25 protein-coding genes and 1 pseudogene are annotated in these 25,854 nt (G+C 57.4%); 5 read left to right on the plus strand and 21 right to left on the minus strand.

What is annotated here, in order from left to right; translation table 11 throughout:
• Positions 1 to 250: 250 nt before the first annotated feature.
• The 11 genes from BJQ17_RS31800 to BJQ17_RS24570 all read right to left on the minus strand — a co-directional run bounded on the left by BJQ17_RS31800 (position 251) and on the right by BJQ17_RS24570 (position 8,483).
• Positions 251 to 403, minus strand: coding sequence for a hypothetical protein (locus BJQ17_RS31800; protein WP_156342216.1), 153 nt, complete (start codon positions 401 to 403; stop codon positions 251 to 253).
• Positions 404 to 492: 89 nt separating this feature from the next.
• Positions 493 to 1,053: a hypothetical protein gene (locus tag BJQ17_RS32245; RefSeq protein WP_224459408.1), complete on the minus strand. Its 561-nt coding sequence runs from the start codon at positions 1,051 to 1,053 to the stop codon at positions 493 to 495.
• Between the two features lie 39 nt (positions 1,054 to 1,092).
• A complete protein-coding gene (locus tag BJQ17_RS31805) occupies positions 1,093 to 1,257 on the minus strand; it encodes a hypothetical protein (protein ID WP_156342218.1) in 165 nt (54 codons plus the stop codon).
• Positions 1,258 to 1,546: 289 nt separating this feature from the next.
• On the minus strand, positions 1,547 to 2,380 hold the full coding sequence (locus tag BJQ17_RS32250; RefSeq protein ID WP_224459409.1) for a hypothetical protein: 834 nt from the start codon (positions 2,378 to 2,380) through the stop codon (positions 1,547 to 1,549).
• A 167-nt stretch (positions 2,381 to 2,547) separates the two neighbouring features.
• Positions 2,548 to 2,781: a hypothetical protein gene (locus tag BJQ17_RS24535; RefSeq protein ID WP_023383586.1), complete on the minus strand. Its 234-nt coding sequence runs from the start codon at positions 2,779 to 2,781 to the stop codon at positions 2,548 to 2,550.
• A gap of 238 nt (positions 2,782 to 3,019) precedes the next feature.
• Complete coding sequence (locus BJQ17_RS24540; protein WP_023383585.1) at positions 3,020 to 3,664, minus strand: hypothetical protein; 645 nt, start codon at positions 3,662 to 3,664, stop codon at positions 3,020 to 3,022.
• A gap of 218 nt (positions 3,665 to 3,882) precedes the next feature.
• Positions 3,883 to 4,224 (minus strand): hypothetical protein, encoded by a 342-nt coding sequence (locus BJQ17_RS24550; RefSeq protein WP_023383583.1) that lies wholly within the window; start codon positions 4,222 to 4,224, stop codon positions 3,883 to 3,885.
• 185 nt (positions 4,225 to 4,409) lie between these two features.
• Positions 4,410 to 5,957, minus strand: coding sequence for a DNA cytosine methyltransferase (locus BJQ17_RS24555; protein ID WP_023383582.1), 1,548 nt, complete (start codon positions 5,955 to 5,957; stop codon positions 4,410 to 4,412).
• A gap of 668 nt (positions 5,958 to 6,625) precedes the next feature.
• Positions 6,626 to 6,943 (minus strand): hypothetical protein, encoded by a 318-nt coding sequence (locus BJQ17_RS24560; RefSeq protein WP_023383581.1) that lies wholly within the window; start codon positions 6,941 to 6,943, stop codon positions 6,626 to 6,628.
• 188 nt (positions 6,944 to 7,131) lie between these two features.
• Positions 7,132 to 7,470, minus strand: a complete 339-nt coding sequence (locus BJQ17_RS31810; RefSeq protein ID WP_175442754.1) for a hypothetical protein — start codon at positions 7,468 to 7,470, stop codon at positions 7,132 to 7,134.
• A 116-nt stretch (positions 7,471 to 7,586) separates the two neighbouring features.
• Positions 7,587 to 8,483, minus strand: a complete 897-nt coding sequence (locus BJQ17_RS24570) for a hypothetical protein (protein WP_023383579.1) — start codon at positions 8,481 to 8,483, stop codon at positions 7,587 to 7,589.
• A 361-nt stretch (positions 8,484 to 8,844) separates the two neighbouring features.
• Here BJQ17_RS24570 and BJQ17_RS24575 point away from each other — a divergent pair, with 361 nt between their 5' ends.
• On the plus strand, positions 8,845 to 10,137 hold the full coding sequence (locus tag BJQ17_RS24575) for a DUF5623 domain-containing protein (protein WP_023383578.1): 1,293 nt from the start codon (positions 8,845 to 8,847) through the stop codon (positions 10,135 to 10,137).
• Between the two features lie 65 nt (positions 10,138 to 10,202).
• Here BJQ17_RS24575 and BJQ17_RS24580 read toward each other — a convergent pair whose 3' ends face one another.
• The 10 genes from BJQ17_RS24580 to BJQ17_RS24625 form a co-directional block, all read right to left on the minus strand.
• Positions 10,203 to 10,568: a hypothetical protein gene (locus BJQ17_RS24580; RefSeq protein ID WP_023383577.1), complete on the minus strand. Its 366-nt coding sequence runs from the start codon at positions 10,566 to 10,568 to the stop codon at positions 10,203 to 10,205.
• A gap of 62 nt (positions 10,569 to 10,630) precedes the next feature.
• The gene (locus tag BJQ17_RS24585) at positions 10,631 to 11,077 is read right to left on the minus strand and encodes a hypothetical protein (RefSeq protein ID WP_023383576.1); all 447 of its coding nucleotides are present in this window, start codon (positions 11,075 to 11,077) and stop codon (positions 10,631 to 10,633) included.
• 120 nt (positions 11,078 to 11,197) lie between these two features.
• Complete coding sequence (locus BJQ17_RS24590) at positions 11,198 to 11,803, minus strand: hypothetical protein (protein WP_070096788.1); 606 nt, start codon at positions 11,801 to 11,803, stop codon at positions 11,198 to 11,200.
• On the minus strand, positions 11,796 to 12,461 hold the full coding sequence (locus BJQ17_RS24595) for a hypothetical protein (RefSeq protein ID WP_023383574.1): 666 nt from the start codon (positions 12,459 to 12,461) through the stop codon (positions 11,796 to 11,798). Before BJQ17_RS24595 ends, BJQ17_RS24590 begins: the two co-directional genes overlap by 8 nt.
• A complete protein-coding gene (locus BJQ17_RS24600; RefSeq protein WP_023383573.1) occupies positions 12,454 to 13,122 on the minus strand; it encodes a hypothetical protein in 669 nt (222 codons plus the stop codon). Before BJQ17_RS24600 ends, BJQ17_RS24595 begins: the two co-directional genes overlap by 8 nt.
• A gap of 46 nt (positions 13,123 to 13,168) precedes the next feature.
• A complete protein-coding gene (locus BJQ17_RS24605; protein ID WP_023383572.1) occupies positions 13,169 to 13,654 on the minus strand; it encodes a DUF2726 domain-containing protein in 486 nt (161 codons plus the stop codon).
• Between the two features lie 355 nt (positions 13,655 to 14,009).
• Positions 14,010 to 14,411: a hypothetical protein gene (locus BJQ17_RS24610; RefSeq protein WP_023383571.1), complete on the minus strand. Its 402-nt coding sequence runs from the start codon at positions 14,409 to 14,411 to the stop codon at positions 14,010 to 14,012.
• 33 nt (positions 14,412 to 14,444) lie between these two features.
• Positions 14,445 to 16,316, minus strand: a complete 1,872-nt coding sequence (locus BJQ17_RS24615; protein WP_023383570.1) for a UvrD-helicase domain-containing protein — start codon at positions 16,314 to 16,316, stop codon at positions 14,445 to 14,447.
• A 30-nt stretch (positions 16,317 to 16,346) separates the two neighbouring features.
• Complete coding sequence (locus BJQ17_RS24620; protein WP_023383569.1) at positions 16,347 to 16,634, minus strand: hypothetical protein; 288 nt, start codon at positions 16,632 to 16,634, stop codon at positions 16,347 to 16,349.
• A 1,803-nt stretch (positions 16,635 to 18,437) separates the two neighbouring features.
• Positions 18,438 to 18,965 carry a hypothetical protein gene (locus tag BJQ17_RS24625; protein WP_023383568.1) on the minus strand — a complete coding sequence of 176 codons (528 nt, stop codon included), beginning with the start codon at positions 18,963 to 18,965 and terminating at the stop codon, positions 18,438 to 18,440.
• Between the two features lie 223 nt (positions 18,966 to 19,188).
• Between BJQ17_RS24625 and BJQ17_RS24630 the strand changes: the two genes are divergently transcribed.
• The 4 genes and pseudogenes from BJQ17_RS24630 to BJQ17_RS24650 all read left to right on the plus strand — a co-directional run bounded on the left by BJQ17_RS24630 (position 19,189) and on the right by BJQ17_RS24650 (position 25,780).
• The gene (locus BJQ17_RS24630; RefSeq protein ID WP_023383567.1) at positions 19,189 to 20,226 is read left to right on the plus strand and encodes a ParM/StbA family protein; all 1,038 of its coding nucleotides are present in this window, start codon (positions 19,189 to 19,191) and stop codon (positions 20,224 to 20,226) included.
• A 704-nt stretch (positions 20,227 to 20,930) separates the two neighbouring features.
• The gene (locus tag BJQ17_RS24640) at positions 20,931 to 21,455 is read left to right on the plus strand and encodes an RDD family protein (protein ID WP_023383565.1); all 525 of its coding nucleotides are present in this window, start codon (positions 20,931 to 20,933) and stop codon (positions 21,453 to 21,455) included.
• Between the two features lie 475 nt (positions 21,456 to 21,930).
• Positions 21,931 to 23,353, plus strand: a pseudogene (gene ltrA / locus BJQ17_RS24645) (group II intron reverse transcriptase/maturase).
• A 357-nt stretch (positions 23,354 to 23,710) separates the two neighbouring features.
• Positions 23,711 to 25,780, plus strand: coding sequence for a bifunctional diguanylate cyclase/phosphodiesterase (locus tag BJQ17_RS24650; RefSeq protein WP_060501710.1), 2,070 nt, complete (start codon positions 23,711 to 23,713; stop codon positions 25,778 to 25,780).
• Positions 25,781 to 25,854: the final 74 nt, after the last annotated feature.

Consider the following 25,854-nt stretch of genomic DNA (forward strand, 5'->3'; position numbering starts at 1 on the left):
GCCTGCATCCAAATGACGTGGAAGCGTCCGAAGGAGTTTAAGGGTGTCCAGCAGTGTGGCAACAACACCTACTGGGACGCCCTCATCAACGGCAGCCCTCAGGTCCTGAGTGCTGGACATCCCCGAGTAATAAGCAACGTTCCAGGTCAACGGCATGATCTTCCTACCCCTGCTGCGCACGCGAAATCCGCGCCGCTTCCACGGCATCGACCCAGCTCGATGGCTGGGGATGCGTGCTTCAGGAGCTGACCTAGATCTGTACCGCAGACTGGAAGTACACGTTGAAGAGGTTGGCGGACGCCCTGCTGATGGCGTCGTTGTAGGTGGATGCAATCACCTCGACGGTGATGGTCTTACCCTGGTTGTCATGGTAGGTAACTCGCCAATTCGGCTGCTGGTCCATGTTGGATCCTGTGTGTGCTGGCGCTGATTTCAGACCTCAACCCAACCCACGCCCTGGTCATGCTTCTCTCCCGGGCGCAGAGAGGAACCTCACTGAACAGAGAGAGCAGCCATGGCATCGAGCAAGGCGCTTTTAACCTCGTCGGTGTCACCCTCCTCCGACACGAAGGCAACGCTGTCCAGCTTGGCATAGGCCTGCTGCATGGCAGCCAGCGCTTTGGGAGCTGATGTCACGGCACGAGTACAGGTATCGGCAAGGAGACGCTCTTGGTCTGGGTCGGCAGCCCGCACGGTGAGGTGCAGAATGTAGTCCTCGTCGGCCAGGTCCATGCTCGGCACTTCGGCATGACTGTAGAGCTTGGAATCGCTGACGCTCGCACGTTCGGCCGCCGGGAAATTGATCTGCAGCGCCTTCGGGCCCATACCGATCTCCAGCGCGCTGGCCTGAAGTTGTTCAGCCAGCTGCAGGCCTTCCCACGCCCCACGCACCCACTCAACGGCGTAGCGGCCATTACGGTTGCGCTCGATCAGCATGTAGAAGGTGTTGTCATTGGCCGAGTGACCAAAGCGCTCGACGGCGATCTTCTTGATGCCCTGCTCAAAACCTGCACGCTTGTGCTCAAGCGTCTCCTGCGGATAAACCTGTTCCATCGCTATCACCTGTCCAATCTGGGTGGGGGCCGAAGTGCCTTACGAGCCCTTCACTTCCTCGAAATTCCAATCCACGTGCTCGAAGGCAGCCTGCTTGGCTTCGTATTCGATTTCAGTCTGGGTGGCGTTGTCCTCGACCTCGAACTCAAACTCCACATCGGAGCCCTGAACGTCAGTCTTGATGGACCCTTTGAAGGTACGCATTGATTTGTCCTGGTAGATGAATACGGAGAATAAGATTAAACCATAGGACAATAATTATGCAAGGCAAAAATTATACTATAGGACAATCTTTTTCGCCCGCCCTTGATGTCACCTGTGAGCGCCCAGCAGCAGCGTGTCCAGCATTGTCGCTTGCCGTGATCGGTGTGGTGTGATCGAGTTCTTACACCGCTCTGGGTTGCATGGACGCAAGCAGACCCGGGTGTGGAATTATCTGTGGGTGAAGAGCATTTCGGCGGTCAGCCTGACTGGGCCGAAGCCTCGGCCATGGTCACGTGCCGAGTTGCTTGCGCCGCTCTGCGATACGTGCGGTCGACACGCCGGCGAGTTTGGCTACCAGGCTGTTGGGGACCTTGCCCAGCAAGTGATCAAAACGAACCGCCTTGGACAAGCGCTTGTAGGGTGCTATGCCCAGGAACACACGTCTCTGCTCTACTACGTCATAGGGTACCCCGACCTCCCTGCTGATCTGGGCCGGAGATACCTTACCCAGCAAGGACTCGTACCCGAGCCATGGCCCGTGGTAATCCGCGGTTGGGATTGAAGTAGCCTCTTCTATCAATGGGCTCACGGGTTCGAAGCCCAATGCTTCGCGCACCTCTTGCACCAGATGAAGATCCACACCTGCCACCTTCGCGATTTCTTGATCACTGACATAGCCAAACAGAGGTTTGTAGATCCTCAGTGGATGACCGGTGGGAAGCACCTGCTTTCGAGGAGCCGGCCTCAACACCGGGAGGATACCCAGTGACTCACGGTAAACCGTGACGCTTTTTGGCGACACGCCGCACAAGGAAGCGATCGCCCCATCGGTGAGCACGCCGAGGAGGTGCTTGAAAGGCTCTATCTGTTGAGCAACCGACCATGGAGGTATCCCCAATTGCTCCCGCCGGCGGCGAATTCGATCGGGGTGTATGCCGATCAGTCGCGCCAGCTCTACGTCCGAGAGTTTTCCAAGCTTGCAGTCGAACCATCGGGCAGGCCCTACTGCAGCCCAATCTACCGGAGGGTAACGCCTCCCGCTGGTTTCGGTGATCGCCACACCACCAGCGGCCGCGTGTTCACGATAAACCCATCCTGGTGGACTGTAGTCCTGGTCATCCATTGACTTTCGAGCCTCTTCAATAGCCTGCCCGATGGCCTGGTTCAGCCTGCAACAGGCCGCACTTTGGCGTTTGGCTCCGTGCGGTTCTTGCAGTGGAACAATCTAGCGTCGCATGACGGGCGGCTCTTTTCCTGGGTGAGTTGAGAATGGTTGGAACGAGGCGGTCCTCAATCCAGCCCGCGCAGACTGGCAAGCCCATAGTCATCGCGCAGAATCCGCAGCTCCTCTTTGTCCATTTCGTCCATGGCCGAGCAGTTGGCATCGGCTAGCCCCTGACGCTTTAGCAGCGCAGCGGCATCGCCCCTGTCGTAGATGTAGCGAGAGAGATCCGCAGCGGCAAGGAGAATGCCGGTCTGCAGTTGAGTCGGCTTGTTGCGAGGTTTGCGAGGGGTGACAGCCATGTGTCGGCTCTCCATCGATGAGTGGGTCTGAGATAGAGAATCCTCAGTAGGCACTTGTGCCTAGTAGGCTGATTTAGGCACTTGTGCCTATTTTTGCTGCGCCGCTGACGCCGGTTCGGTCTGGAGACCCACCACCATCAGCACAGGCCAGTGGATGATTCGCAAGTCAAACAGCTGCGGCAGCCCAGCTCATACTGGGCATTCGGTACCGCGAGAGCTCAGTGATCAGCGGGCATGCTCATGCCTTCGCCAGCGCTTCGACCAACAGCGCCTCGAACTCATCCACGGCCAGCGCTTCCCAGCGGTCATTGACCAGCTGCTCGTGGTACCACTTCAGTCCGGAGTATGTAACCCGCACGCACACACCGCCCAGCATCACAAGCGGATGCTGGCGCACGGACGCTGGCAGGAATACGGGTGGGTGGTCGGCCACAGAAGCGCTGATCGCGAGGTTCTCCATCGCCTCACGCAAGACAACGGCGCTGACCTTCTTGGCCTGCACCTGGGCGGACAGGGCGGCACGCAGAGTCTCGACTGCTGCGCAGGAGCCGCGGTCATCCCCATTGCAGCGCGCAACAAAGTCGTCAAGCCACAGAAGCGACTCTTCAACCTCGCCAGCACTGGCGGCCGTTGGTACGGCATCGCTGCCTTGGTACTGAACGGACTGTGCCTGCCCTTGTTCTGTGAGCCATGCCGCTACTTGATCGGCGCTCATAATGGCCAGAGTTTCCGAGCAGTGATCACAACCCAAAATCAGCTGGCAACGAATGTCGCTCGTACGCAAACGCCCGTGCTGAGCATCGCTGATGTTCTTGTTGTGCGTCTGCCAGCTCAGGGACGTGCTACCGCACTCGCGGCATTCGGTGATCTTGGTGATGCTCATGCTTTGCCTCCTGCAGGCGTTCGACCTCTGGCGCAACGGCGCCAGCAGGGCATTGATGATTGTGTTTCTATGGGCTCGGCACAGCTCGAAGACTGTGCATAGCGGTGTTGCGGATGCCGGAGGTCTACACACCCGTCAGCTCGATCGCATGAGGTGGCGGATGCGTGCACCGATCTGTGAGAAGCCCTGAACGCAGTCCAGGGCTTCAGGCGGCTGCCTTACCGGCCAAACACCTGGTCAAGCACTGGACGCGACTCGATGATCACGGTGCCCAGCTCATCGACGGTCGTAGCGCTGGTCAAACGCTCTTCGACTGCAGACAGCTCGGTCAGCAGCTCATCATTGCCACCTTCCTTGTAGAGGGTGCTCTGCAATGCTTCGACGGTACGCTTTACATCGCGCTGCGTGTCCTGGAAGTTGCTTTGACTACCGGAGACGGTTGCCTGAGACCAGCTGGTGAGCGGGTGGTGGCGAGCCTCCACCTTGCCGGCACCGAACATACGGTCATAGGAACCCTGCACGAAGCCTTCGATCAGAAGGCCGTTGTTTCTATCATCCATTTTCTACATCTCATCGTGTTGACGTGATTTTCACGTCGTGGTGATGATGCCAGGCGCACCCGGCATCGGTTTTGCCGATCAGTGGCAGCACTGTATCGACGGTCTCCAAAGGGTCTTCAGCCGGTGTGCGCCGGCGGAGCTCGCGCCTAAGCCGCGGTCACGCCGGAGCCGTGGGCCGATCATGATCACTGTGCCGCCAGCTGAGATACGCTCAGGCCAACCGCGACTGGCCGCACCCAGATGGGCATGCTGCTCAGCATGAAAGTCTCCCCTTGAGCTGCCAGCAGCAACGTAGTGCCCATCACATGACCGATGGCTTTCGCTGCCTTCGGGGGAACTGCGTTGCCGATTCGTTCGCGCCAGGCCTGATCGCTCAACCCGTCCAATTCCAGCTGCTCCTCTGGCTCGACAAGGCTCTGGATCGCCGCCAGCTCCAAGGTCGTGAAGGGCCGGTGCCAGGTCCCGTCGAGCGATTCGATGATGCAGGTGAGCTTCTCGTCAGCGCTTGGGAGCTGGGTGCCGGCAACGTCCCACCGGCTGTCGTCATGCTGACCTCCCGCGACGCCATGCAAAGGCACCACGCCGTAGTGCCCGCCAGGCAGGTAGGGTTCGCCACTCGTGCGCATCTTGGCCGCTCGGGGATCAGCGACACTGAATGTGCCTTGCCCTGGGCTCTTGACGCCAATGATGGCGCCGCTGGTATCTTGCCACCGGCGAACACCGTACTGCTGATATTGCAGGGCGCCTGCCCGGGCACGCGGATCAGCCACCGAGAACGCCCCGTTTGTTGGGTTCGATCGTCCAGCCACCGTGCCCATACTTTCGTTCCAGCCATGCACCCCCATATATCCCGCTCGATATCCTGGGACGATGACCAGGTCACGCAGATACCCATCTTGGATCGCCAGGTTGTTGAGGCTGCGCCAGTCTTTCCCGGCCTCAACCAAAGCCAGGCGGACCCAGGTTTTCCATTGCAGAGCTGGCACTCGGTGCATTGGTCCCGCTCGCTCGATGTCGCCGGCAAGAGGCATGCGGCTGAGGATGTCGCCTACAGAGCGCAGGCTCTTCTTCTCGGGCTCGTACAAGAACGGCGGGACCTTCTCTACATGGCGAGCCACCAGCAAGAAACGCTTGCGGCTTTGAGCCAAGCCGCCGATCACCCCGCAGTCATGGGTGGTTTCGGCGACTGCGTACCCATAGTGGCTTAGCAGGGCGCCGATCTGGTCCAGCAGGTGCCGGCCGCGGTTGGCCAGACGCGGGACGTTCTCGAACACCAGCATCGGCACAGGGTCGTCGCGCCAGGTCTCCGCCATCAGCCAGATGCAACGCAGGGTGAGCTCGTTCAAGGCTTGGTACTTGGGGGTCGCGCTCATCTTCTCCGACAGCAGTCCGCTGGCGCCCTTGCACGGGGAGCTGATGAAGACGGTATCGGGCCGGCGGTTCTGTGCTGCACGGCGGATGTCTTCTGTGGTTGCTTCCCTCCATCCGGCTGGCGGTTCCTTGCCGTGGAACCTGATGTACTGCTCGCGGGTGAAGAGATCCAACTGCGTACCCTCCACACCGGTCAAACGCTTGAAGTCAGCAAGGCCGGCCGGATCAACGTCGACGCCGCCTAGGCACTCCCATTCAGCCTGCATGTTGCCGACGATGGGCTTCGCCTCGTTGAAGCCTTTGGCACCACCGCCCAAGCCGCAGCAGAAGTGGAAGTGAGTGAGGATTTTTTTGATCAGCATGCAGCCGTCCTAGAAGAGTTGTGTGGTGCCCGCCAAGTGGATTGGTGGAGCTCACCTGGTGTGCTTACTTACTGGACACCGAAATTAAACTATAGGACAATCTTTATCAAGAGATTATTAAACTATAGAACAACTCTCTGGCCGCGCCCTTTCAGTATTTGTCTTTTAGATTTTGGCTTTTGGCGTGAGCTCTACAGGTTTTCTTCCCCTGCATGGCTACGTTTCTGCACCACGTATTCGACTTGGTAGTAGCGCGACAACGTTCCACAAGCGTCCTCTCCTGAAAGTCGTAATGCGCCCCAGAGCAACCTGTAACTGGCTTCCGCTTGACGTATTTGAATGAGCTGGAAATCATCCAGTTGTCGGGCAGCTCGAATGCATCTACGAAGACACCTACAACCCCGCCTGGCTCATCCGTGTATCCGCTCCCGCTCGGAACGCTCACAGAGTCCCCCAAGCTTGAACAGGGAACGTCCTCCTGCACTTCGCCATTTTTAGGCCCACCGTGAAAATGAATTGATGTAAAGCCTCTTGGCATCGTCAGGTCACTCCAATTGATTGGTAGGTTCAGCAACGAAAAACTCCGGCCAAGCATGGCCGGAGTGGGTGTAGCGTTCATGCGGCCGGGCAGCATCCAAGGCCAGAGTGCGGTGCATGCCAACCGATCGCTAAAAGGGTGGGTTCCGCAGGTAGTCGCAGTACTGCGCGTCCAGCAGCGCAGATGGTGAAGGCTCGATCGCAATCAAGGTCCATTCCCCATCGACAAACCGTCCCTCCTCGCCGTAGTGGAGCCCGGACAACGAGTAGCTTCGCTCGATCGTCGCCCAGTCCTCGGGGTACTGTGCTTTGAAGGCCTCCTGGAAGGACTTGTTGCCGTAGCTGCCCATGCTGGTAACGACTTCAGAGAACTTCTCGTCTCGGTCGGTGATCAGCTCGATCGACCTGGCCATCAGTTTGGGTGAATCCTGTTCGTTGGGTGTGCGCATCAATGATCTCCGTTGCTGACTTCTGTCAGTAGCAGGATTGAGTAGGTGCGAGGCCGACAGCGCCATCGCGTTCACTGGTCAACTCGATATGGGGAACACCCGCAGATAACGAAGCCCAGACCAGCAAGGCACACTGAACAAGAGGGGGATCCCCAGTGCCGAGCAAAGGCCGGCTATAGCGCTGGCCCCTATTCTTCTCGATCAAGATCAGGCGTTCTGTATGTCTTCCACTGCAGCACCGTGTATCGACCGAGTTTCACCTTCGTCTCGGTAACCACCTGGCCAAAGGCGTAACTACCTGTCTCTGTCACCCAGACTTTAATCAAGTTCTGCCCAATTCCAGCGCCGAAGAGCCGCTGCAGCAGCGTTCGCCGGGGTGGTGCTTCTGGGAGTTGGGGTTTGTTCATGGCCACCTCTGTTGTGCTAGTTGTCCCGATGGCGCCGATATGTGCCATCGCTAGTGTTTGTTGCGGAACCGCCATTTCCAACCTGTAAACACTGGGCTGGCGCCATTCGAAATGTGCCATCGTTAGTTTCTGGTGATCCGCGTGGCACATTTGGTCGAGTCGCCAAAGTGCCACCTGCACGCTAGGAGTACATTTGTACTCCTAGCGCCAGCAGCTGATCTCAGGCACCAGATCACTCAAAGGAACACCGTTGGAGCATGTTCCTTGGCCTTCCCCCTTCTCTGCCGCGGGGAGCCCTTTCTCTGTTCGGTCTTGCGCCCGTTCCCAGGACTGTTCAGGTTCACCCCGTAGAGCTCACACAAGCTTGCGAGCTGCTCAGCCGGTATCAAGCGGTGCGTGTTGCTCAGTCGCAGCAAAATGGCCTTGGGAGTGCGCCTGTGAGCCGTAGCCAGAACGTCGATCGCCGAGCCGTCACGGTAGCTCGCAACGAGCCGCTGATCTTCCTCGTCTGTCCATTTGCTGCCTTGGGCGGTCGACTCAGCGCCAGTACTGCTAGGCGCAGGTGCCTGTTGCTGTTGCTGTTGCTGCACCTGCTCAGTTGCCCGGGCTGGCGCCGACGGCGTCAGCGCAGGTACCGCAGGAAGCTCCGAATCAAGGACCGTTGAAAGCATGGCCAACCACCTGGTGCGATCAGTGTCGCGAGAGTGGTGGAAACCAACGCTGCCGATCACCACCATCGGGTTCACATTCAACGCTGCTGCGATCTGCCAGGCGTGGTAGTTGTCCAGGAGGTCCTTGCCGGTACGCCAGCGGGAGAACTGGGTCTGGCTGACACCGAGAAACTCGGCAGCCGAGACGTCTCCGTGGAACCCTTTGACCACCTTCAGCTGGTCAAGCCAGTTAGCAGCGGTCTTGACCAACTTCACATGCGGACTATTCGTCTGGTTCGAGAACGGCGTCGACCGCTTGGCTCGCTGGGATAACGAGGCGGCGCCGGCGGCGGCGGCCAGGCGCAGGTGTGCGGTGAGCGGTACGCGCTCATCGCCGCACTCGATGCCGGCTTCATCCAAGCCCGCAGACAGATTGATCAGGATCGCGATGGATCGATTCGTCATCTCATCTTGTTTGGCCATGCCCCCTCCCCTGGATCCGCTGAGGATCGCTACATGAGGCCCTGGGATACCGAGGGCCGCCTTCAGACCTACATCATAATGGCAAATCTAATTCACCACACGTACCTATACGTCGCGTGAGGTGATTTCTTTTATAGGTGATTGCCGGCCTGTAGTGCGTGGTCCGTCTGTGTGTTTGGTCTAGTCACACACACAGAACGCAGCTTACAATCTCCCATGGCGCCCAGCAGACGCCAGCTACCCGTCATCGCGAAGCTGCACGAGCAGCACTGCCAGCTACTCAAGATTCGGACCATAACTTTGGCCCTGATGCATAGCGGTGGACGGGTGACGCAGCAACAAGTAGGGCCGGAGAGATATCGTGGCAACCGAACACACTCGACCTACCACCGTTGCGCGTATCAAGCGCGTAGCTAAATTAATCAAGCAAGAGAAGAGCATTCCTCATCATGCTGCCCTTGATGAAGCGGCGCAGAGTGCTGGCTTTCAGAACCTCCGGCATGCCCAGTCAGTTTTAGGGACCGCAAAGAAACTCCACCAGACTTTTGTATCCTTCTACTGGAAAGATCACGGCCAGAGCCCAGATCCCTTCAAACGTGGTCCTGAACTTCGATCGGGGCGGACCACCCTGTCATTCCTGCTGCCGCTCCCCCTGACAGAAATTCTCCCAGGAAGATCTCTTGAAAGGACAGCCTACCTATCCGGTTTTCGGCTGGAGGCCCCTGATCATCTGGAGCTCAGGGGTGATGCTTATAGCGAGCACGACGGCCTGAGGAAGGCGCAACGGGCCGCACTCGCTCTGAATTTCATGGCTGTGACAGGTTTCCGAGCCCCATTTGTAAACGAGACCTATGGCACAAGCCTGAATCTCTCAAAAAAGGCGGATCACAAGTCTACCTGGTACGACGATGAGTCGAAGTGCATTGTCATTCTGGATGAGCCATATCGGCATTTGTTCCGAGAAGAGATCGACTGGGCTAAAGAGCACGGGTTTCATACAGTTGGGATTCGATGGCGAGGGGTCTATTCGGCCGGCGAAACCCCACGCCTCCACTCGGTATCAGCCGCTCTAATCACGCGTTCGGCCAAGAAGCTCCATGCCCTCGAAGCCCGGTTACAAGCTGAGGAGTGGACATACGACTCTCACGCATACAACAGCCAATTCATCAGCCCGGCTAGAGCGCTCAGTGGAAAAAGGAGGCGTGCGAGGATAATGCCACCCCCTCAAGGGGTTGAGCGAGACGGCGCTGTGCCTTGTGGCCCCGGTGAGCCGGGATTTCGCTCGCGATGGCGGCCGGCTCGCCGCATGGACTTGGATAAGCACTTACAAGTCGGCCCTATTTTGGAGAATTTCCCGTTCTCAATGATTTTTAGCCCTACGTCACCGCTTATTGATGTCCGCATAACCCTTAACAAATGGTTCGAGGAAGAGTACGAAGATGCAGAGCTTCCCGACAAGCAGATGCGCCAGGACTACTACTCACCGGCCCCTACCCCCATCAGAGGAGCAGCTGACGTCCTGGCAGGGCTAGGAGTGGTCAGGCAGATGGTTTCAGATGGGTATCAAGACTGCAAGCCAAAGAAGGACCTCCTAGACCGCCTAGATAGATGCGAAGAGTGGGTTCGCCGGTTCGCTGCACGTAGAAACCCGTAACCCTCCCCCGCAGCCTCAAACAACAAAGCCCGCCATGATGGCGGGCCTTGCGAGTAGTGCGGAGGTCAGCGAGCTGGGTTGAAGATGAGCACACCTATCCCAAGCATGAGGAAAGGAAAGCCGATCGCCCCCATCGTCGCAGCCGCATCCAGAGCGTAGTACAGCTCAAACGCTGCCCCAGCGACCAAGACCCCCAGCATGAGCACGATGAAACCGGCGATCCCCCTTTGGGACAGGACCACACCGGCCGCCGATAGAATCATCACAGCGGTCTTCTCTGGTGACATGTTCAGAGCGATGTTCACCAGCTGCTGATCGATCACCATGGGACCGATGCAGAAAATCCCGACGGCCAAACACATTGCGCCCAGGACCCGATAAACCGAGCTTCGGTCAACACCGTCCACTGCGTCCAACTCATGCTTTTGCATCACCTACCCCCTTCTGTTCTGTGTTTTTGGCTGCCTCAAACAGCCCGCCCCCAGTCGATCCGTTAGTCGGTCAGGTAAACCCGCTTCCTCGCCTGCTCTTCACGCATCCCGATGTAAGCCATCAAGGTGTAGAACAACACCAGACCTCCTGGCGCAAGGTACATGACAGCCTTGGCCCCGAGGATGCCCAAGGCATCCAGCTGAGCTCGGATCTGCTCAACCTGGTCGCCTGCAGGTACCGGTTCGATTCCCTGAGTCAGTCCAGTTCCCATGATCAGAAACAGGGCCAAACCGAACAGCCCCATGAGCTTCCACATACGTCGGGCAGGTTTGGACATCACCAGCATGGTGATGCACAACATCAGGCTAAGGATGTAGTACCTGGCTGTATTTTCAGTGAACCCTAAGTGTTCAACCCCGGCATCGAACAGGCCGACGATACCAATCATTGCCCCCGCGAGCGCAACCCCTGCAAACCAACCAAAAACGATCCCGAACAGCGATTTCATATCTCGATTCCTTATGGCTGGTGCTCAGCGCATCCAGTTAACTATTAGAGCTCCACCCCTTGTTCGGTGGAGCCTTAGATTCGGAGGTGGTCGGCACCGGCCACCCCGAGACTTCACCGACTACTCGGCGTAAGCGTCCAACTGCTTCTTCAGTTCGGTGCGCTGCGCATCGAGCATTTGGTTGAGCTGATCCGCTTTGAACACATCGAACGGAGCCCGGACAAACGCCAGCACCTCGATCGCCGCCAATGTCTTGCCTTCGACTTTGCTCGACTGCTCAGAGGCCGCGGCGTCGGGAAGGCCCAGCATCTTGGTGCAGGCGCTGCTCGTGTAGTCGTAGCAGCCCACCTTCGCCTCACCTGCCAGAACAGCGCTGCGGAAAGAGACGCTCGGGAAGATAGTGGTACCACTCACAATCCCAGCCATGATCAGTACCAGGCCGAAGGCACTGCCCATAAATGCGCGAAAGGCGCCGATGACGAACGCGAAGACGCTGACACCGGACAAAAAGAACGAGAGGGTTGGAGGAGTTACCAACCACGAGGCATGTTTCAGGTCCTCGGGGCTCACAGGAGCCTTGAAGTTCAGAACGGCTGCGCTGATCACGGCAAACACGACGAACAGCACCGGCACGGCCAGTAGCAGGCTTGCGATGATCAGAGGCCCCTTGGCGGCCGTCCCTGGCGCAGGGTCGACGTATTCACTGGAGGATTCCTGGCTACTCATAATGCTCACCTGCTGGGTTAGTGACTAGGGATGTAGGGGGCGTGTTTTCCTGGCTGTGCAAGCCCTTGCGGATCTCTTCTTTCAGCTCCTGGCGCTGGGCATCGAGCATTCGGTTGAGCTGGTCCGCTTTGTACACATCGAAAGGTGCTCGCAGGAAAGCCATCACCTCGATCGGCGCCGATGTCTTGCGTTCAACTTTGCTCGACTGATCGGATGTCGCGCTGCTGGGGAGGCCAAGCATCTTGGTGCAGGCAAGGCTCGTGTAGTCGTAACAGCCGACCTTCGCCTCGCTTGCCAGCACGGCGCTGCGGAACGAGACGCTGGGGAAGATGGTGGGCATAGCAAGCACACCAATCATGATGAGGAACAGTCCCAAAGAGCTGCCTCTGAAGGTTTGCAGGGCGCCACCCATGATGCACATGAAGCTGAAAAATGCGCAGATGAACGACAGCGATGGCGGAACCACCAACCAGGAAGCGAGGTGCAGGTCCTCGGCGCTCACGGGAGCCTTGAAGTTCAGGACGGCGGTGCTGATTGCCGCAAACACGACGTACCCCACCACCGCAGCCATGAAGACGCTCGCGAAGATCAGTGATCCCTCGCCTGCCGTCCCCGGCGTGTGATCGAAGTAGTCATTGGAAGAATCGTGGTCACTCATGATGCTCACCTGTTGAGCTCGTCGCTTCGGATGTGGGGAGGGTGTCGGGCTGAGTTTTCAGGCCCTTGCGCATCTCACCTTTCACTTCCAGGCGCTGTGTATCGAGCATCTGGTTGAGTTCATCCGCTTTGAACACATCGAACGGAGCTCGAACGAAGGCCATCGCTTGGACAGGGATGAATTGGTGGACACTCGGCTGGGCCGGCTGATCTAGGTTGGCTGCGCGACTGGGTAACCCCAGCATCTCGGTACAGGCGAGCAAGCTGTAATCGTAACAGCCGATTTTCGCTTCCCCAGCCAGAACAGCACTGCGCAGTGAGACACTCGGTTCAGTGGAAACGGCGCCGATAAAGCTGATCATGAGCACACCGAAGCTCAGGGTCATCGGGCTAATCAACTGAAGCACGAGTGCGAAGCCTATGATCAACAATGCGCCGGAGATAAAGGGGAGCAAGTAGGGGGCGTGCACCAGCCAGGATGCATGCTGTAGATCCTCAGCACTGACCGGTACTTTGAAAGTCAAGACGCCGATGCTGATTGCCGCAGCAATGACATACAGCCCTAGCAACGCGAGGAACAGCCCCCGGAAAGTCAGCTTTCCTTCGCCGGCCGAAGCTTCTGCGCGAGCGAAGTATTCGCTGGATGAATCGAAGTCACTCATGGTGATCACCTTCTGAGTTCTAATTGTGGATGAGAGGTCCTGAGCTCTACAGCTTCAGGTCCTTGCGAATGTCTCTGGCCGACGGCATCCCGCGGTACCGATGCACGGTGACCCCGACGGCCTTCATCAGCTCGTCGCGACGCCGGTCCTTTGCCTTGGCCTTGCCGCTGTTGTGCGTGGAGTCGTCGACCTCGACCAGCGCTACCGGCTTGAGCTGCTTGTCGCAGAGCAGGAAGTCGCAGCGGTTGTGGGCGACCATATGCCGTGCGTGGTTCTTGTCGGTCATGGCGGTGGCTTTCACCTTGATGAAGGCGCCGAAGACCACCTGGGGCGCGATGACCAGGTCGTCGCGTACCGCCTCCTTGAGCCGCCAGAAGAAGTCCTGCTCGCGCTCGGTGAGCAGGGGGATGCACTGGTAATGCTTGGTCGAGTAGCCTTTGCGGCGCTTCAGCATCGCAATGGCGAAATACGCAAAGGCGCAGATCACCAGCGCGGGAACAAGCACTCCATCCATGCTGTTGAGAATTGACATACCTACTCCTAAATAGATTCTTTACGCGTACCAATACGCACACTGGCTAAAAAATGGCGTGTAGTCCGCCTGTGATGTTGGTCAAGTAAATGTGATTTCGCTTCCAGCTCGGGAGGAGCACGCGCCTCCGCCGATCAACAAACCTGCCCTGGGTATTGCTCGTTGGGCGTGGAACCGTTAGGGTGAGTCATCCTCCCTTAGCGACACGCTCGTGTCGTGCAACACCTCTCTCCAAACCTCCCGTAGCCAAAGCAAGTCACCGTCCTGCAATCATGCGCGCCGACTTGACCAATCACACAAACGAACCATTCGAAGCCTGCCCCGCCTGGCACGATCATGAGCGCCAGCAACGCCGCTAGACGTGATCCTCCGAGAGATGCCCGGTGACCGCCGGCAGCTGATGCGAGGGTTGGACACCCACCACCCGCTTGCCCCGTCGAGAACCCCGGCCTTTCCCCTCGCCCGCGGCTTCCGTCTCTTTCACCGCCCGAGCGGCCATGCCTTCATTGACCATGTCCAGAATTTCCTGGGACATCCGCTGCTGCACAATTCGAGAGTTCCCCATGCGGTAGTTCGCATCGGTACGCTCGGTATCCGCAGCCTTCGCCCATTCCCTCAGGGTGTCCCGGGCCTCACCGATGCTCCCCTTGATCTTGACGAAAATCTCGAACATCAGCGGGTCAATGGAAACGGATGATTTCTTGGATTTTCCGCCCGCTTCCCGGCGGTAGAAGATCCGGATGAAATCGTCAGCCATGTTCGCCCCCTGCAACGATCAGTAGGTAGTGCATCAGGCCACTTCCAGGTGCAGGTCACTGACCAGGCGCCCGGTGATATCTGGGCAACCGATGAACAGGCCACCATGCAGGCGACCCTGGCGCACCATCGACGCAACGGTATCGGCCGCCTGGGATACGGAGACACCCACTACGCCCGCGATCGCCGCCGCAGTCAGGGCCGCATGACGCAGGATGGCCAGCTCGATGCGCGACTCAACCTGATCGCCCTCGAACAGCAGGGCAGCATCGGCGCCGACCAGCTCAGCCACTTTGGAAAGCGCCCCCACGCCGGTGATCGCAGCAAAGGTCTCGGCCTCTTGTTCAGGGCTAACAACCAGCGATAGGCCCCCCACTTGTTCGGTGTGCTTCGCGACAGGTTCCACCGCTTCACCCACCACCCCAGCGGTCTCGCAGTAACGCAAAACTGCCTGGATCTGCTCATTCACCTCAATGGATTCCATCGCACGGGTCAGCGCCACGTACAGCAGGTGGAGCTCTTGGCGCAGCTCTGGGGTATCCAGCACCAGCGGCAGGCCGGCATCGGTGATCAGGTTGAGGAAGTCGCTCAGCAGAACCACCTGCGGAAACTCCAAACCTTTCGAGCGGTGGGCAGTACAAAGAATGACGGTCGCGTCGTTGATGTCGCTGACGCAAGCATCCTTGATGCGCTGTACCAGGCTCGGGATTTGATCGCCATACTGCTTGGCAACACTGATGAGGGCGTGGATCTCTTTGTCATCGGTGTCGTTGGCATAAGCCTCCAGATCTTGGAGAGAGCGGAACGCACTGAGCAAAGGATCGCGCAGACGGACACCCGTGTTGGCGCGCAGGTGGTGCACTTCAACGAGCTTGTCGAACGGGTACTCGTTGACGCCACCCACGAAGTGAAGACGCTGGCCTTCCAGCAGCTGGACAGCACTGGCGAACAGCTTCGCATTGGTGCGCCCGATGATCGCGTAAGGCTTGGTGCGGTCGACGGCAAAACGGGTAGTCAGCTCATGGCGTGAACTGCGCACTGGATCCTGCTCGCCGGCGAACTCACGCAAGAGCATGGTGGCCAGCTCGGCGATGCCGGCGCCATAACGGTGGCTCTCGCTCAGCGATACGACCTGGTCGAACTGCGACGGTTCGAAGGTGTTGTAGGCACCACGGAAACCGAAGATTGCCTGGAAGTCGTCACCGGCCAAGCGCAGCGGGCAGTTCTGCCGCAGGATCACCGCAGCAAAGACAGGATTGGTGTCCTGGTACTCGTCCAGAAGGATCTGGTCGTAACGGTGGCTCAGGTCAGGGTCACCCAGGCTCCACAGTTTCAGGTAGCCGTCGTGCGGCATTCGCAGATGAGTGGTTTCCAGGAACTCAGCACGCTCGGCTTGGCTATCGCCGCACCCGCGAGACCATTGGCGCAAGCGCTGCAGGTCTTCCCAAACAACCTTCGCCCACTCCGCTGTTTTCTCACGGTCATCGCCAACGATCTGTGCCGGCACATGCGCTGCCAGGATCTCCCGGTCTGCAGAGACCATGTAGTTGTGCAGAGTGACGTAGAGGTGGCGAGCGAACGCCATTGGGATGCCGTACTGCTTGGCCAGGTGGGATGGGTGGAGATCATCCTGCTTGCCAACCTTCTTGAACTGGCCACCGACTTCCCAAGCAAGCCCATGACTGGTCTTGGTGGTCACGTTGTCAGGGAAGCGAGCAGCTGCGTCCTCCTTGTTGGCCTTTCCAAAGGTCACATACAGCAGGCGCTGGGTTGGGAACTGCAGGGCGTGCTTGATGAGCAGCGAGGTCTTACCAGCACCCGCCTTGGCGCGGATCAGCAAGCGCTTGGCGGTACTGCCCAGGGCAACAGCCTGGTCTTTGTTTGGGGTGAAAGCTTTCGCGGCCATTGCCGGCCTCCTTGAGGTGCGAGTGGTGAATCAATCGTCGTCTTTGCGGAACATGTTGAGGCTGTCATTGAAGATGCAGTGAGGGTCTTCCTGATCCATCAGCCGTTCCTTCTTGCTGAACTTCACGTTTGGGTCAGCAAACAGGTTGAAGAACAGGACCATCGGAATGCTGGCTGCGATCACCAGGAGTAACGAGCCGGCGAAGGCCCAGCCACCAAAGGCCTGTCGAACGTATGCAGCAAACAGACAAGCTGCAGCAGCCAGAGCGATCGACCCGGCCCCCTTCCCAACCTGCTTCATCACAAAGGACTTGTTCATCTCGGTGGCTCCTTGGCACAACCATTTATGGCTCCACAATACCTATAGATTTGTATGGATGCAAGACAAATTATAGTTACGTGTTACGAATACAGGCACAACCATTTATGACTCTGTAGCGAGAAAAGCGTTGGCCGCCAGCACAACCATTTATGCCCTAGGAGAGACAAAAGCGGAAAGCCGCAGCACAACCATTTATGCTTAAGCGCAGCCATAAAAGCCGGCCCCGTCGGCGCCGATACGCCGCCCAGCAACCAAAAGGGAGGCGCTCGCTGGCAGAGATACCCCGGGCCGCAATCGCCTAGGGGCATGCACGCATGCAATGAGCTGAGAATCATGGAGGCAATGAAGTGCTTCCCACCCACGAGACACCGAACAGAGAAAAGCGGCTCCAAGCACCCTGAGCTGAGACGAATCCGACCAAGCACCACCACTCGGCACCAGGTGCTGACTACTGCCAGCCAATCGTCAATACCCGCCTGCCCGGTCACAAGCGGCACCAGGAGAGCAGCAGGGTCGGCCTCGCCAGGCAGGTCACATACCACCCACCGCCAGCCAAGCATCACACGCTGCGAGCCGGATCGAGCACCGCCAGCACAGATCCAGCTTCACCCACCACCGGCCGCCGGGCATCGCACTCTGCCGGCCACGCCAGGATCGCAAACCGCAGCAACAGGTCTCACACCGCCCACCACCGACCGCGACCGATCATCGGAGGCCAGCTGCAGGACCAGCATCGAGCCCCTGCACAGCCAGCCTCTCTCCTCCCCCCGTCGCATCCTTCTCAGCCCGTCGCTCTCCTCCCCCGTCAGATCCTTCTTGGGGTCGCCACCGACTGCCGGTGGCCTGTTTCGCTTGACGCAACCCGCAGGGACTGACGGTTGAGCGCCGGCCGAGGTGCGTAGCGAAAGGCACAAATGGTTATGCTGTCGGCAGGAGAAAAAGCGCCAAACCTGCGGCAGCAGAACAAGCGCCAGCACAATGAAATGCCAATGCGGCAGCGCAACAACGAAACCCCAAACTAGCGATGGCACAATTCAACATCTAGAACTGGTGCGAGAACAATAGGATCCCACCACTCATGCTCTCACGCACAGCAGACGACGTAGAAGTCGCAGTGAAATAATGGAGATGAAGAAGAGAAGAGAGAAAAGAGAATCCACAGAAGAAGAATGAACCCAATACGTCATCAGCAGAAGGGAGCCGGCGGGTGCAGAGGCACAAGCGGCACAGAAAGAACTGGCAGATCCACAACGGCCAGCCCCACGACAGGCACCCAAACCAAACTTGCAAAACGAGGGGTGGCACAACGAGCAGCGGAAAAAGAGAATCCGACACAAGTGCCGGCGCCAGAATGAGGCCGATGGTGCAACCGGAATAAGAGAAAATGAATGAAGAGAATTAAATTAGATTAAGGGAGCGGGCGCGAGGCAGTTCGGTTCAAACACCGCCAGGCCCAGATAAAAGTCAGCTCACCACCGAATGCAAAAGCAATTCTCAGCGGCCGGATCACACTACGCTCAGCAAGAGCCCGGATAACACTTCGCCAAATCACCGGTAGGCTTCTTGTCCGCTTTACCGAAGCCGCAGGATCCCACTGCGCATAACACCGGTCAGCTTCTAGTTAGCTTCGCCAAAGCCGCAGAGTCACACATCGCGTAACACCGGTTCGCTTCTAGTCCGCTTTGCCCATAGCCCGGTTCATACTTGGCCTGTCACCGAATAGTTTCTGGTCGCCCTCAGCCACGAAAAAAAAGCCCTGCCGACGTTGATCGACAAGGCCTTCGCGAAACTGATTAGCGATTACTCATCCACGTCGATCTCTCCTTCGAACTTCGTTTCCACCTGGTCCAGCATGCTGCCCACCAGAGACTCAAGAGATGCCAGATCATCTTCTCTGGCCTTGAGCGTCAGCTTTACGCCATGGCTCATATTTCGTACCCGCTCGTGCATTTCGGCTCTGAGGTCAAAGAGTTTGGAAACCCTTTCGCACAGGCTCAGAACAAGCTTGTGATTGGGCTCGAATTCTCGGGCTCGCTTCACTCTCTTCGTGAGGCCTTTGTGGCTCACGTTCGTGGACATCCATTTCCCCTTGCCGGCCTTGAGCTTTCGATAGACCCGCACGAATGGTCGCGATTGGCCCCGGTGCTGGTTGAAGTCGATCCCTATGCGCCCCGTCTGGAACGGCTGCATGACGTAGAGCAATTCACCCATGCGGACCAGGAGCTGATCGATGCGAATCAGGTAGTCGACAGCGGTGTCGACCGACTCCTTGCCTTTGCGCCGAAGCTCTTCGAAATCGTCGATGGAGGGGGGGTTGTGTATAGCCATTGTTTAAGCGTTCGCCGGGGGGTTGTGTATAGCCGCGCCGAGGGGGCGCGTTCCGGCGAATTTTCTTTGTCACCATCCAGTATTGTCAATACGTGTTATGTATCTTAGACTCACATCAATGCATACAGCACAGTAGCTACATCGCACTGCACTGTAGGCACTGCACACTGCACAGTGCGCATCGTTAACCCTTCTAAGTTACTGGTTTATATAGGTTTTTTTCATGAAAGGTCGCGTAGCAATCGGTTTGGATGCGGGTCGTAGTGCCATTAAAGTCGTCGCTTACCACGACGGCAAACGAACGGATATCATGTACCCCACTCTGGCGGTTCCAGCTGTCGAACTCACCGACCCGACGACTGCGGCTCGCGCCCAGGCCGAGACCGAAATTGTCGATGGCAAGGCATACTTCACTGGCGATACCGCTCGCCTCCAGGGCAACCTCACCTCCTCTATCGGGTTGAACGACAACTGGACGGATACCGCTGAATATCTGGCGCTTATTCAGTCGGCTTTCACCAGGTTACGTGCTAAGGGAGTTCAAGGTATTGAGGAGGCATTTGTAATTATCGGTACCCCGTCTAAGTTGTTCGGCTCTCGTAAGGACAGTCTGGTCGAGCGCACTCGGAAAGCACTCCCTAAAACTGTCGAGTTGAAAGCACTTCCTCAGCCAATGGGCGCTTACTGCGACTACATCCTTGATCAGTCGGGCATGCCCATTGAAAATCTGATCAATGGTGCTAACGGAAGGCCTAAATCCTATGGCGTCATCGAGGGTGGGCATTACTCGACTGACTTTCTTTTGATGAGGGAAGGTCAATATATTGAACGGGGCGCTGACTCCTGCGCAGGAATGAGTGCTGCTGCAGAGCAGTTGCGCCGCATCCTAGGCAAGCGCGAGATTCAAGCAAGCCTGGTGGAGTGTGAGGAATCGTTCAGCACCAAATGTCTTTTCCAGTACGGTCAGGAGGTAAACATTCAAGAGCAAGTGACCGAAGCTCAACAGCATGTGGTTCAGGAGGTTATCTCTAAAGGTAACTCGTTGTTTTCCGATGATGCTCGTTCCCTCAATGGGATTTTAGTTGCGGGTGGAAGCGCCGAGGCGATCTATGCTCGCGCCAAAGATGTATGGCAACACAGCATTCTTGTAAAAAATCCTCGCTGGGCTGTTGCTGACGGTTTTGCTCGCTATGCCCTTGGACAAATCATCCGGAGCATCGTAAACGCGAATGCAAAAAGGGTGTCTGCTGTAAATGGCTAAGTTAATTCGTGTATATGACCCTAATGAAACTGAGCGCAAAATAAATCTGAATATCCCAGAAGACGTTTGCCCAGGTTTGCTGGAGTTCATGTCCGAACTGCCATACGGTAAAGACACGCCTCTTATCAGGGGAGTCTTTTATCAGTGGTTTTTGAGCCACAGTGAGGCCGGCACCCTAGACGAAGCTCTGAATAACGCTCTTGCTGGCCCGGGGGGAATGATTGCGACGGGCCGCCAATCCAAGCGTGAAAGTGCAGCTCCACCGAGCCGAAAGAAACGGGTACCACGGCAGCGAGAGATCACCGCAAAACCAGGGGCTGTAAAAGCTCCGGCAGTCGCGCCGCCCTCAGGGCCCCTAGCTCCCGCTGAACCGATGGAGCCGGCCCTGGTTGTCGAGGAGGTTCGCCCTCCCCTGCAACCTGAGCCGGTGGGCACCCAGAGTGGTGCTCCCTTGCACACAGGTGCTGTCGAGGCTCATGCACTGTCTGTCCCTGTCGCCACCCCACCTGACTACGGTATGGATGCTCGGGACTCGTTGATCGACCAACAGCCGCAGCTGCTCTCAAGCGCAGGTGCCCTTGATGAGGCCAGCCCATCGCATGACTCTCAAGATCCGACCACGGCCGAACCCACAAACTCGCAAATGGCAGCACTCGATGCGATGGGCAACATGTTCTAGTCCTCCACAAGCAATCAGGTGAACGATGAAAATTGGCTCCAAACTGCTGAACGTCGCTCAGCGCATAGCGGCAACCACGACAGATTTTGTTTTGGTATCGCTGGTACTGGGTGGATCGCTAGCACTACTGGCTTTAGTCATGGCTCATAATGCCCATGTCGATACGTCGGGCCCATTCGACGTTGCTACCCCCGGCCTGAGCTGGACTGAGGGGGCAGCACTCAGCCTGGCACCTTACTTCCTTGTTCTGTTGCCTTTGGTGTGGTTGATCTACGAAGCGACACTGACCAGGACTTGGCGTGGCACGACGGCCGGCAAGCTGTTGTTCCGTGTCAGGACGATCTCGCTCAACGGCAACCTATCCATCTGGCAGTGCATCTTGCGCACCACCTTGAAGATCATGTCCGTCTTGCTTCTGCTCAGCATCGGGCATCCGCTCGTGCTAGCCGTTGTGCTTGCAGCCTTCATCGCGGTTCCGGTTTTCACTGTGAAATCCCAGTTCATCTTCGACCTCATGGCGTCCACCACCGTGACTAAACGGGGCACGTGACCACCCGCACCAAATTACATGACCGGCCTCAGGGCCGGTTTTTTTTGGGTGCGCCAGGCATGGCGCGTTGCGCGCAAGCGCAACCAGCTTGGCTGTGGTGGCCACGCTGGTGACTTGGAGGTGAAAGTCCTCTACACACCCGGCAAGGGGAAGTGTTAGCCGAAGGCAAGGGTGTCGCGGGTGACTGCGAATCTGAAGGAAGCCCGAGGCAAAATGCTGGCCTGACGAACAGGAAGCGGATAGAGGCGGCGCAGCGGGGTAAGATGGCCCAAACCGTCAAAGCCCGATACTTGCACGGAACGCTGTGACGTAAATCCGACAGGCATAAGCAGGAAGGTCACGCGAATTACCCTGGGAGATCTGTAGGTTTGCCACTGTGCTACCGAGCGTCGAGAGGCGACGGGATGAACCTACAGAAGTCAGCCGAGGCCGTAGTAAGTGGCAAATAACCATGCCACCAAGGGCCGAACAGGTTATGCCGCCAGTAGGCGTCAGAGTCTCGTCGAATGTCGGAAAAGCAGAAATTTCTCCGCAAGAGAACTGTAACCCCAAGTCCGGGACAGAATCCTGGGCTTGCGGCTGTCAGTGCGCAGACATCGGCGGCGTCTGTGGCGTGGACGAACGCGGAGCCGGACACGCTGATGGAGCGGGTGCTTGCACCCGCCAACCTCAAGCGTGCGTATCAACGCGTAGTCAGCAACAAGGGTGCACCGGGTGCCGATGGCATGACGGTCGACCAATTGGCAGGCTACGTGAAACAGTATTGGCCGATCCTCAAGACTCGGTTGCTGGCTGGCGAATATCACCCGCAAGGTGTACGCGCCGTCGACATCCCCAAATCCAAAGGCGGAACACGGCAGCTGGGTATTCCCTGCGTCGTGGATCGCCTGATCCAGCAGGCTTTGCTGCAACAGCTCACGCCGATCTTCGACCCCTTGTTTTCGGACTACAGCTACGGCTTTCGTCCGGGCAGAAGCGCTCACCAAGCCATCGAAACCGCCCGCGGCCATGTGGTGGCGGGTCACCGTTGGTGCGTGGAACTCGATCTGGAGAAGTTCTTTGATCGGGTGAATCACGATGTCCTGATGGCCCATGTTGCGCGTCAGATCGAGGACAAACGCGTTCTTACGCTGATCCGTCGTTATCTTGAAGCGGGAACGATGTCAGGTGGACTCGTCAGCCGACGGCAGGAAGGGACGCCGCAAGGCGGCCCGCTCTCGCCGTTGCTGTCGAACATCCTGCTCAACGAACTCGATCGCGAACTGGAACGGCGGGGCCATCGCTTCGTGCGCTATGCCGACGATGCGAACATTTATGTGCGTAGTCATCGTGCAGGCGAACGGGTCATGGCCAGTGTTGAGCGTTTCCTGATCCAGCGCCTGAAACTGACACTGAATCGGGAAAAGAGCCGTGTGGCACGGCCTTGGGCCTGTGATTACTTGGGTTATGGGATGAGCTGGCATAAACAGCCGAAGCTGAGGGTAGCGAGCATAAGCCTGCACCGCCTGCGCGACCGACTCAGGGAACTCTTGCGTCGGATACGGGCCCGCTCAATGAGATTTATCGTTGAGCAAATGACTCCCGTGCTGCGTGGTTGGGCTGGCTACTTCAAGCTGAGTCAGAGCAAGCGGCCACTTGAGGAGCTTGATGGCTGGGTGCGTCACAAACTTCGTTGCGTCATATGGCGTCAATGGAAGCGGCCCTCTACGAGGGCGCGCAACCTGATGCGTTTGGGAATCGACGAGGCGCGGGCGTGGAAATCGGCGGTCAATGGCCGAGGCCCATGGTGGAACTCGGGAGCGTCACATATGAATCAGGCGCTACCGAAGAAGCTGTGGGATCGACTCGGGCTGGTCTCAATACTGGATACGATAAACCGGCTTAATCGCATAACCTGAACCGCCGTATACGGTAACCGTCCGGCCATGTCATCTACCCAGCCCCGCAAAGCCAAGACATCGAGTGCACTCAAATTTAAGTGAGCACCAGATCTAGCCTTTAAACGGGTATTTCATGCAGCCAACACTCGGTTCCTATTCCAAGGCCTTCAAAGCCCAGGTCATTCAATATGGGTGCCCAGCACGGCACTACAATTGCCAGCATCGCATTCAGCCGTAAGCGTGCCCGTGGAAGTCGCAAGGCTGGCATGACGCTTTTTTTTGTAAAATTTTTGACGATAGGATGAAGCGTACTCTTCAGAAACTGCTCGTGCCGCCGATGGCCCAGAGGAGCCAAATTCAACCTTCGGGGTTTCAATGCTAGTAAGCAGCTATAACAGCGTGTATGTGCTGTTTTCCTTCGCCGTAGCGATCCTGGCGTCTTATACCGCGCTGGACATGACTGGTCGAGTCACCCGTACCGAAGGCAAAGCATCGGCACTTTGGCTTGCCGGTGGATCTTCCGCCATGGGCACGGGCCTCTGGTCGATGCATTTTATTGGCATGTTGGCCTTCCAACTGCCCATCGAGCTGGGTTACGACCTGACGCTGACTGGCTTATCGTTGTTGATCGCCATCGCCTCCTCCGCCTTTGCTTTGTGGCTAGCATGCCAGACGGAAATGCCACTGCCGCGTTTGCTGCTTGGTGCGGTGCTCATGGGTATCGGAATTGCATCCATGCACTACGTTGGAATGGCGGCGCTGCTGATGAATCCTGTAGTGGAATACGTTCCGTCGTTGTTCGCGCTATCGGTGCTGATTGCTATCCTTGCTTCGGGCGTGGCTTTGTGGATCGCTTTCCGCATGCGTGGCGAAGGTCAGTACATCAATCGTACACGCATCGGCGCCTCGTTAATTATGGGGTGTGCCATTGTTGGAATGCACTATACCGGAATGGCGGCTGCCCAATTTCCTATCGGGAGCGTGTGCGGAGCGGTCAATGCAGGCATTGATAGCAACTGGCTAATGGTTTTGGTGATTCTGATCACGCTGGCTGTCTGCGCTATTGCCTTGATCGTATCAATGCTTGACGTCCGCACCAGCATACTTGCCAGCTCCCTTGACCTCGCAAACAGTGAACTGGTGCAGCTAGCTCTTCACGACAATCTTACTCGCCTCCCTAACCGTATCCTCCTAAACGACCGTCTTCAGCAAGCGATTCATAAAGCCATCAGGCAGAAGAGCCACTTTGCCGTACTCTTCATGGATCTGGATGGTTTCAAAGCTGTTAACGATACTTACGGTCATCACACTGGCGACCAGTTGCTTCTGCAAGTAGCAAAGCGAATCAACGACGCCAAACGCGGCGAAGATACGGTGGCTCGCCTCGGAGGCGACGAGTTCGTTCTGCTTATCGATCCCGGCGAACCTGAAGACGCTGCGATGTTGGCGCAACGCTTGGTGGAAAATATTCGATTACCTTACGTACTTGGGCGGCAGACAGTGCATGTGTCCGCTAGCATCGGTATCGCTATATTCCCAGAAAATGGCCTAACCGAGCATGAGCTGATGGTCAATGCCGATGCGGCTATGTACCACGCCAAGGAGCAGGGCCGCGATGGCTACTGCTTCTTTGAAAAAGCTATGAACGTTAACGCTCACCTGCAGTTGGAAATGCAACAGGATCTGCGGTGCGCACTGGATCGGAATGAATTTATCCTGCACTTCCAGCCGAAGATGCTCGCCCCAAATGGCCCTATGATCGGCGTTGAAGCTTTACTGCGTTGGAACAAGCCAGGTTTGGGCTTGGTGCCGCCCGTCCGTTTCCTGCCCTTGGCAGAGCGTACTGGATTGATCGTGCCAATCGGTAGCTGGGTAATCCATGAGGCGTGCCGGCAGATGGCCGAATGGCAAGCGTTAGGCGAAGGTAAAGACGAATGGAGTATTGCGGTCAACATTTCGACGGTACAACTGGCCCATGCAAAGCTCGTTGATGTCGTGCGCAATGCCCTGCAAAGCAGTGGCCTGCCCCCCCGTTTCCTGACACTGGAAGTTACCGAATCTACGGCGATGCGGGACGCTGAAGCTGCTTTGATTGTTCTTGATCAATTGGCAGCATTGGGCGTGAATATCTCCATCGACGACTTTGGTACCGGTTATTCCAGCCTGCTTTATCTTAAGCGCCTACCAGCCAACGAACTGAAGATCGACCGAGGTTTTATCACCGAGCTGGCTAAGTGTAACGATGACGCGGCTATCGTTTCGGCCATAGTAGCGCTCGGTAAAACGCTGGGGCTGAGGATCGTTGCAGAGGGTGTGGAAACCGCTGAACAACAACAGATGCTTACCGAGTTGGGTTGCGACATTTTGCAAGGTTACCTGCTGGGCAAGCCGATGAGCGCAGAGAGGATGCTGGAAAGCTTAAGCGCGACCAAGACTCTAGCGTGATACTGCACAAGCCATAGATTCAAGTTGGTGCTTGCTGGTGCAATTTGCAGACCCGCTACATCACCTGATTTAAG

Source organism: Pseudomonas sp. NBRC 111139, assembly GCF_001753955.1.
GTDB lineage: Bacteria > Pseudomonadota > Gammaproteobacteria > Pseudomonadales > Pseudomonadaceae > Aquipseudomonas > Aquipseudomonas alloputida.